This is a genomic window from Mesorhizobium norvegicum (assembly GCF_004919685.1).
GTDB classification, from domain to species: Bacteria; Pseudomonadota; Alphaproteobacteria; order Rhizobiales; family Rhizobiaceae; genus Mesorhizobium; species Mesorhizobium norvegicum.
Window position 1 is genome coordinate 59,277 of sequence record NZ_SMYZ01000070.1, and the last position, 7,687, is coordinate 66,963.

The 7,687-nt window shown below is 63.3% G+C and carries 11 protein-coding genes and 1 pseudogene; 6 read left to right on the plus strand and 6 right to left on the minus strand.

Going from position 1 to position 7,687, the window contains the following annotated elements; genetic code table 11:
- Positions 1-68: 68 nt before the first annotated feature.
- The 5 genes from FCU66_RS28080 (at position 69) to FCU66_RS28100 (ending at position 4,966) form a co-directional block, all read left to right on the plus strand.
- Positions 69-764 (plus strand): 4Fe-4S dicluster domain-containing protein, encoded by a 696-nt coding sequence (locus FCU66_RS28080; RefSeq protein WP_136621330.1) that lies wholly within the window; start codon positions 69-71, stop codon positions 762-764.
- A gap of 91 nt (positions 765-855) precedes the next feature.
- Complete coding sequence (locus FCU66_RS28085; RefSeq protein ID WP_136621329.1) at positions 856-1,533, plus strand: FadR/GntR family transcriptional regulator; 678 nt, start codon at positions 856-858, stop codon at positions 1,531-1,533.
- Positions 1,530-2,834 (plus strand): CynX/NimT family MFS transporter, encoded by a 1,305-nt coding sequence (locus tag FCU66_RS28090; RefSeq protein ID WP_136621328.1) that lies wholly within the window; start codon positions 1,530-1,532, stop codon positions 2,832-2,834. The genes FCU66_RS28085 and FCU66_RS28090 overlap by 4 nt, the downstream gene beginning before the upstream one ends.
- Positions 2,835-2,940: 106 nt before the next feature.
- Complete coding sequence (locus FCU66_RS28095) at positions 2,941-3,678, plus strand: dienelactone hydrolase family protein (protein ID WP_136621327.1); 738 nt, start codon at positions 2,941-2,943, stop codon at positions 3,676-3,678.
- Between the two features lie 109 nt (positions 3,679-3,787).
- Entirely contained in the window at positions 3,788-4,966 is a 1,179-nt protein-coding gene (locus FCU66_RS28100; protein ID WP_136621326.1) for a BaiN/RdsA family NAD(P)/FAD-dependent oxidoreductase, read from the plus strand.
- A gap of 36 nt (positions 4,967-5,002) precedes the next feature.
- On the opposite strand, the gene FCU66_RS28105 is transcribed toward FCU66_RS28100, so the two are convergent.
- The 6 genes and pseudogenes from FCU66_RS28105 to FCU66_RS28130 all read right to left on the minus strand — a co-directional run bounded on the left by FCU66_RS28105 (position 5,003) and on the right by FCU66_RS28130 (position 7,325).
- A complete protein-coding gene (locus FCU66_RS28105; protein WP_136621325.1) occupies positions 5,003-5,410 on the minus strand; it encodes a DUF1801 domain-containing protein in 408 nt (135 codons plus the stop codon).
- A gap of 36 nt (positions 5,411-5,446) precedes the next feature.
- The gene (locus tag FCU66_RS28110) at positions 5,447-5,839 is read right to left on the minus strand and encodes a VOC family protein (protein ID WP_136621324.1); all 393 of its coding nucleotides are present in this window, start codon (positions 5,837-5,839) and stop codon (positions 5,447-5,449) included.
- Positions 5,840-5,868: 29 nt separating this feature from the next.
- Positions 5,869-6,304 (minus strand): annotated as a pseudogene (locus FCU66_RS28115) (DUF1801 domain-containing protein).
- An 11-nt stretch (positions 6,305-6,315) separates the two neighbouring features.
- Complete coding sequence (locus FCU66_RS28120) at positions 6,316-6,537, minus strand: hypothetical protein (protein ID WP_136621323.1); 222 nt, start codon at positions 6,535-6,537, stop codon at positions 6,316-6,318.
- 57 nt (positions 6,538-6,594) lie between these two features.
- Positions 6,595-7,005, minus strand: coding sequence for an SRPBCC family protein (locus FCU66_RS28125; protein ID WP_136621322.1), 411 nt, complete (start codon positions 7,003-7,005; stop codon positions 6,595-6,597).
- Positions 7,002-7,325, minus strand: coding sequence for an ArsR/SmtB family transcription factor (locus FCU66_RS28130; protein ID WP_126069390.1), 324 nt, complete (start codon positions 7,323-7,325; stop codon positions 7,002-7,004). Before FCU66_RS28130 ends, FCU66_RS28125 begins: the two co-directional genes overlap by 4 nt.
- A gap of 156 nt (positions 7,326-7,481) precedes the next feature.
- Between FCU66_RS28130 and FCU66_RS28135 the strand changes: the two genes are divergently transcribed.
- Positions 7,482-7,687: RNA polymerase sigma factor (locus FCU66_RS28135; RefSeq protein ID WP_281285550.1), on the plus strand; the 206-nt coding region annotated here is incomplete at its 3' end.

Consider the following 7,687-nt stretch of genomic DNA (forward strand, 5'->3'; position numbering starts at 1 on the left):
GCTAAAGTCGCCAACATCATCCACAAGGAAGTCTGGCGGAGCGCGTTCTCCGATCCGGTCAAGAAGGAATGACTGCGCCTGCCGGCAGCGTTGACCGCATTGCTGCGGTGCTTCTCGCCAACGGCCTTGTCCTTCGTGGCGGCTTCAATTTTACGCCAGGCGATGCGCCGCTAACGGGATCATCGGGTGCGTCGGCAGCGGCCGTCCTGCTGGTGGGGCAGGCGGGCGCGGCACCCTGGCCGCATTTCCTGCGTTGGCGAGAGCAACAGCCACAGGCAATCGCCAATCCGCTCGACACGTGGTCGCGCGAAGTGATCGGCGCCGTGGCGGAGACGTTCGGGGCGCGGGCCGTTTCGCCTTCCGACAGGCCCTATCTGCCGTTCCAGCAATGGGCGATGCGGGCGGAGGGGCTGAAGCCTTCACCGCTCGGCATCCTCATGCATCCGCGATACGGGCTCTGGCACGCCTATCGCGGTGCGCTGCTGTTCGACGACGAGCTTCCGGTTCAAGCCGCCGAGGCAACGCCCCATCTTTGCGATAGCTGTGTCGAGAAGCCCTGCCTGAAATCCTGCCCGGTCGACGCCTATTCCGTGCAGGGGTTCGCCTATCCGTCCTGTCTGGCGCATGTGCGGGGAGCGAATGGCGAACCGTGCCGCAGCGGCGGCTGCCTTGACCGGAACGCCTGTCCCTATGGTACGGCCTACCGCTACCCCCCGGAGGTCCAGTCGTCTCACATGGCAAGCTTTGCGGCGGTGGCCGGCTGATCGAAATGCAGCCCTGATCCAAGCAGTAGCTTGACGGTTGATGGCAGTGGACCTATTCATCAAGTCATCAGATGACTTGATGAATAGGCCGATGCAACCCGCCATCAGAACCAATCTTACCGACAGCGCCACCGAAAGCCTGCGTGCCGAGATCGTCAGCGGCCGCTGGGGCGTCGGCGAGCGCATTCCCAATGAGACAGCCCTTACCGACCTTTTGTCGGTCAGCCGCGGCACGGTGCGTGAAGCGGTGCGGGTGCTGGTCTCGCAGGGACTGCTCGATACGCGCCAGGGCTCGGGCACTTATGTGCGCTCCGCCGTCGATGCCTCTGCCGCGCTCGACCGGGTCAAGCGCAGCGGCCTGCGCGATCAATGGGAGGCGCGGGCAGCGCTGGACCTCGAGGCCGCACGGCTCGCCGCCTGGCGTCGCACCCCGGCCGATCTCGAGCGGATGCGGCAATTGCTTGCCGAGCGCGGCACCGTCGCGGACGGCGGAAGCGACGCCTTCATCCGCCGCGACCTTGCTTTCCACAAGTCGGTCGTCGCGGCGTCCGGCAACAGGGCAATGATGGAGCTCTACGACTTCTTCACCGCCGCCATCACCGAAACAATCCACGCCACCCTCGACGGCAATCTGCCCGAACCGGACCAGCAGGCGCACGCGGCAATCGTCGACGCCATCGCCGCGAGCGATCCCGAGCGCGCGGTTGCCGCCGTCCGCGCCTTCATGGCACCGGTGCTTGCCCAACTTGAAAGACTGCTTTCGCAATGAACCAGAGTTTTCGTCAGCCTGACCCGAAGGCGCAATCCGAGGCCATCAAGGGGCTGGAACTCATTGATGCGGAAGTCGACAGCCTGCCCGCGCCGCAGCCGCCTGAACTGCGCAGCCGTGCGGCGCGTATCGTGCTCGGCGCGAGCCTCGTGCTGATCGCCTTCAGCCTGCGGCCGCTGTTTTCCAGCCTGTCGGTGCTGTTGCCCGAGGTGATGCAGGCAACCGGGCTTTCGACGACAGGCGCCAGCCTGCTGACGACGCTGCCCGTTCTGTGCCTGGGCCTGTTTGCGCCCTTCGCACCGAAACTTGCCCAACGCTATGGGGCTGAACGCACCTTGCTCGGCGCACTCGCGCTGCTGGTTCTGGGAACCGGACTGCGCTGGTTCGGGTCGATTCCCCTGTTGTTTGTCGCCACTTTCCTTGCCGGCGGTGCCATAGCCATCGGCAATGTGCTGCTTCCGGGCCTGGTGAAACGTGATTTTGCCGACAGGGCCGCCGTCATGACCGGGCTCTACACCATGGCGCTCTGCGCCGGTTCGGCCGCCGCCGCCGGCTTCACGCTGCCGATCGAGCATTTTGTCACGGGTTCATGGTCTGGGGCGCTAGCTGCCTGGGCGGTGCCGACGCTGGTCGTGCTGTTGATCTGGATTCCGCAGGCGCTGGGCAGCCGGCGGCAGGTCAGCCATCAAGGGTTTCGCGTCGTCGGGCTTTGGCGCGATCGCCTGGCCTGGCAGGTGACACTGTTCATGGGCCTGCAGTCGGCACTTGCCTATTGCATCTTCGGCTGGCTGGCGCCGATCCTGCGCGAACGCGGTTTCGATGCGGCCACCGCCGGCGCCATGGTTTCGGTGTCGGTGATGGCGCAGGTCATCACCTGTCTCGCCGTGCCGTCCTTTGCGATGCGGCTGAAGGACCAGCGCGGCATCAATGTGGCGCTCGTTGCCACCGCGGTGATTGCGCTGCTCGGCATTCTCTTTGCACCGACCTCGACCGTGCTGTTCTGGGCGGTCCTGCAAGGCATCGGGCAGGGCGGTCTGATCGCGGCTGCCATGAGCCTGATCGTGCTGCGTTCGCCGGATTCGCATGTCGCGGCCCATCTTTCCGGCATGGCGCAAGGTGTGGGCTATGTGCTGGCGGCCTTCGGCCCGCTGCTAGTGGGTCTGATCCGTGGCTGGACCGGCAGTTTTTCGGCGTCGGCCCTGCTGTTTGTAGCGCTGGGGCTTGGCGCCGCCATCATGGGGCTCGGCGCCGGCCGCGCGGTGCATGTGGGCGCACGGACCGTGCGCGCCGACGACCGATAGTGCGTCACGCAATCCTGCACGAAATGTTGACTGTCAGGTTCAGGGAACGCCTTGCCGTATCGGCTTGGCCGGATATGTATCGCGCACCAATCGAACGGAGCGGGCGATGACGAAACAGGACCTTCAGATCAAGACCAGGGATGGCGTTGCCAAAGCAGGGCTTTTCCGCTCGGCAAACGCATCTCCGGCCAAGGCCGGCGTCATTCTTTATCAGGACGCTTTCGGTCCGCGGCCGGCGCTCGACAGTATGGCCGAGCGGCTGGCGAATGAAGGTTATGCGGTGCTGGTGCCCGACCTGTTCTACCGCAATGCGCCTTACGGGCCCTTCGACGCCAAGACCGCCTTTGTCGAGGAAAAGACCAAGGCAGCGCTGATGGCGCTGGTCACCGGCACCTCACAGGATATGACCATCAGCGACAGCGGTGCATTCCTCGATGCACTTGCTGCCGAGGGCATCACAGGGCCGATCGGCACCGTCGGCTATTGCATGGGCGGCGGTCGATCATTGAATGCGGCTGCAACCTATCCCGAACGGATAAAAGCGGCCGCGAGCTTCCATGGCGGCAATCTCGCCAGCGACGCCGCCGACAGCCCGCATCGCAAGGCGGCCGCCATCAAGGCGCGTGTCTATGTCGGCATGGCGGGTGTCGACAGGAGTTTCCCGCCGGAACAGTCGGCGCGACTGGCCGAGGCGCTCAGGGTTGCGGAAGTCGACCATGTCATCGAGAACTATGCCGGCATGGCGCATGGCTGGTGCGTACCCGATCATAGCGTTTTCAATGCCGCGGGTGCGGAACGCCACTGGAAGCGATTGACGACGCTGTTCGCCGAGACCCTGATCTAAGCCTTTCCGCGGCTGTTCTTGCCTGTTGGCTGCCCGTCCCGTTCGCGGTATCAGGCAGCACAAATGGCGCGGCCCCATATCAGCGGGTCGAGCGGGAACGACTAACCTGATGCAATCCTATGATGTCGTGATCATCGGCGCGGGTGCCGCCGGAATGATGTGCGCCGTGGAGGCGGCTAAGCGCGGCCGTTCGGTGCTGATCCTCGATCATGCGGCAATGCCTGGCGAAAAAATCCGCATCTCCGGCGGAGGCCGGTGCAATTTCACCAACATCCATGCCAGCCCGAAGAATTTTCTCTCGGGCAATCCGCATTTCTGCATTTCGGCGCTCAGTCGATACACGCAGCGCAATTTCATCGCGCTCGTCGAACGTCACCGCATCGCCTATCACGAAAAGACACTGGGGCAGTTGTTCTGCGACGGCTCGGCACGCCAGATCATCGACATGCTGGTCTCGGAAATGCGGGACAGGGGCGTGGAGCTGGCGCTGTCGACCAAGGTTGAGGATGTCCGCAAGACCGAGGAGGGGTTTGTGCTCACCCTCTCCACGGTCACGGTCACTTGCCAGTCCGTTGTCGTGGCCTGCGGCGGCAAGTCTATCCCCAAGATGGGGGCGACCGGCTTCGGCTACGAGCTTGCCGAACGGTTCGGCCTTGCCATTGTCGAAACGCGGCCGGCGCTGGTGCCGCTGACCTTCGATGCAAACACGCTCGAGCGGTTGGCGCCCCTGGCCGGCAATGCCGTCGACGCGGAAGTCGCCTGCGGCAAGACGCGGTTTTCCGAAGCGATGCTGTTCACGCATCGCGGCGTCAGCGGACCGTCCATCCTGCAAATCTCGTCCTATTGGCGCGAGGGCGATGAAATCCGCATCGCCATGCTGCCGGGGGTGGATGTCGCGGATCTTGTTCGTGCCGCCAAGCGCGGCAATGGAAGGCAAGCGGTGCAGACGGTGCTGGCAAACCATCTGCCGAAGCGGCTGGCACAGTCGATCACTGAACGAACCGGGATCGACGGCAACCTCGCCGATCTTTCGGACGCCCAGATCAAAACCGTCGCCGCCGCGGTCAATGACTGGCGCATCAAGCCTGCCGGCTCGGAGGGTTACCGCACCGCCGAAGTGACGCTAGGCGGGGTCGACACCAACGGACTGGACCAGAAGACGATGCAGGCGAAATCCGTGCCGGGCCTGTTCTTCATCGGTGAAGCCGTCGATGTCACGGGTTGGCTGGGTGGCTATAATTTTCAGTGGGCATGGTCGTCGGGCTGGGTGGCCGGGCAAGCGGCCTAGGGTCAAAAGCGCCGACCCACGACCTGCTTCATAGTCTTACTTCTGCACCTTCGCCCGAGTAGCCGCCGGGGCTTTCTTCTTCTTTTTGGCCTGGTTGTAATGGATGGCGGCACGGACGAGTTCTTTCAGAGCGCCCTCATGGAGTTTATCGCCCTCAAGAATATCGATTGCCCGCCATACCTTGCCGCCAAAACCGTTGTTGAACAGTCTGTCGGGGTCCGGCAGGCTCGCGCCATGGGAAAAGGTGAGTTTCACCTTGTCCTTGTGGGCGTTGCCGACCACGATGTTCCCGTCGAGGCACCATACCGGGCTGCCCATCCACTTCCACTCCTCGACGATGTCCGGGTCGGCTGCAAGGATGGTCTTGCGGATGCTGGCGAGCGTTTCGGCTCGCCAGTCCGTGAGGCCGGCGATCAGCTGGTCGATCTGTTCGGATGGGTTCATTGGGTGCCTTCCTTGACGCGTTTCAACCGCCGCCCGTTACCAGCGCGCCAGCTGGGTGATCTGAACGAGGTTGCCGCAGCTGTCGTTCAGCTGTGCGATGGTCGAACCGGTCACCTCGGTCGGCGGCTTGATAAACGCGCCGCCCTTCGCCTTGATGCGCTCGTAGTCGCCCTTGACGTCGTCAGTGAAGAACATGACCGCGGGCTGACCCTGCTTGAAGATGGCTTCCTGATAGGCCTTGGCGGCCGGGTTGTCGTTGAGCGCGAGCTGCAGCTCCGTTCCATCAGGCTCTTCAGCCGAGGCCACGGTCAGCCAGCGATAGGGCCCGTTGCTGAAATCGGCCTTTTTGGCGAGGCCCAGCACGTCGGTGTAGAAGCGCAGTGCGTTTTCCTGGTTGTCCACGTACACGCTGGTCAGCTTGATCTTCATGGCTCTTTCTCCTCTGTCGTATTCGGTCGTTACGGGATCCAGCCGGGCTGCGCGGCCGACTGCTTGATCCAGTCCGCCATCCGCGCCTCGTCGAACTGGTCATCGCAGATGTCGATCCAGCGCACATCCTTGCTTTTCACCGTGCCGCCGGGTGGGATCGGCCGACATGCCGCTGAAGAACATCACCTTCACGTAATGGGTGAAGACATGAAACGACACGAACCAGCCCTGGCCCTCGATGCCGTGGAAGGGCGAGTTCCATCGCACGGCCTTGCTGACGTCAGGCACGTTGCGCACGATGAGCGCGTCGAGGCGCTCGCCCAGCCCGCGCTTCCAGCCCGGCATTGCGGCGATGTAGGCCTGCACCGGGGCGTCGCCGTCGCCCTTGGCGATTTGCGGGTTGCCGCCCGAGAGCAGCACCGGCGCAGCCTTGGCCGTGGTCGATTGTCCCGGTGTCTTGGCCATTCCGCCCACTCCTATCCGCCCGCACGCTGCGCGCCGCGCTCCTTGGCGACATAGGGCAACACGAACATGTACAGGCCGCTGAACAGCAGCAGGAAGAGCGGCAAGAGCGGCGAATAGACCACCCAGGCGGGAGGCTGCCCAAATGCCATGGTGGCGAAGTTGGCGATGACGGTCAGCGTAAAGATGATCGACAGCCAGCGATGAATTTGCCGGATCCACTTGTTCCAGTCCAATGAGACCTCCCGTCAAAAACGAGCCGAAGCGGACCAGCGGTCCGCTTGCCGGCGGTTTCAATCCAGCCGCGCCAGGACGTCTTCCAGGGCGGTAAGGAACCTTTGCCAGCCGACCGTGGCGCCGCGGAAATATGGCTGCTGATCCGGCCGGAAGCCCGTCTGCTCCATGCGCAGATGGGTTCCCGTGCTGGTAGCGGTGAGCGTCCAGGTCACCACACTCTCGAGATCTTTGGTGTCCCAGGTGTAGGACAGCGTCTTGTTGGGCTCGACCGTCTGGACCTGACAGTCGACGCCGCCCCAGTCCGCGCTGAGATTGAAGCGGTGGTCCACGACTGGCTTGAAGTTGTTCTTCATCAGCCACTCCTCGATCAGATGCGGTTGGGTGAGCGCGCGCCAGATCTTCTCCGGCGGATAGGGGATCTCACGTTCGACGATGACGGAGCGCGTTTCGGTCGCAGTGTTGGTCATTGATCCATTCTTTTGAGCAAATTTTCGAGGTCGTCGAACCGGCTCTGCCAGAACGCGTTCATCTGGTTCGTCCAGTCGGTCAGTGGAGAAAGCGCTGCAAGCTGGGCGCTATAATGGGTCTGCCGTCCCTCATGGCGGTCGCGCACCAGCCCGGCCTGCCGGAGCACGCCGAGATGCTTCGACACCGCCGGCTGCGAGACGCCTGACTGAGCCGTCAGGGCGCCGACGGTCTGCTCGCCTTGCCGGCACAGGCGCTCGAAGATCGCCCGACGCGTCGGATCGGAGAGCGTTCTGAAGAGGACGTCGTGAGCGTTGGTCATTTGGGATCGATAACCCGGTGGCTATTGATTGACGTATAACCGTCGAGATATGTATGTGTCAAGCGGGAGCGTGGGTGGTCACGATCCGCCCGTTTCCAAAAAAATCTTTCCATTACCCCAAGGATTGGCCATTAGCCTTCGTCCAACAGGCAAATGATGGCGATGATGTTGGATGAAAGCGAAGCCTCCGACGCTGAACTGATCGGGCGGGCGAAGGGCGGAGACAGGGGGGCCTTCAGCAAATTGCTGGAGCGTCACTACGACTTCGTCTATCGCGCCGCCTATCGCTGGTGCGGCAGGAAGGCCGATGCCGAAGACATCGCCCAGGAAGTCTGCGTCAGGCTAGGTGTGAGCTTTCGGGA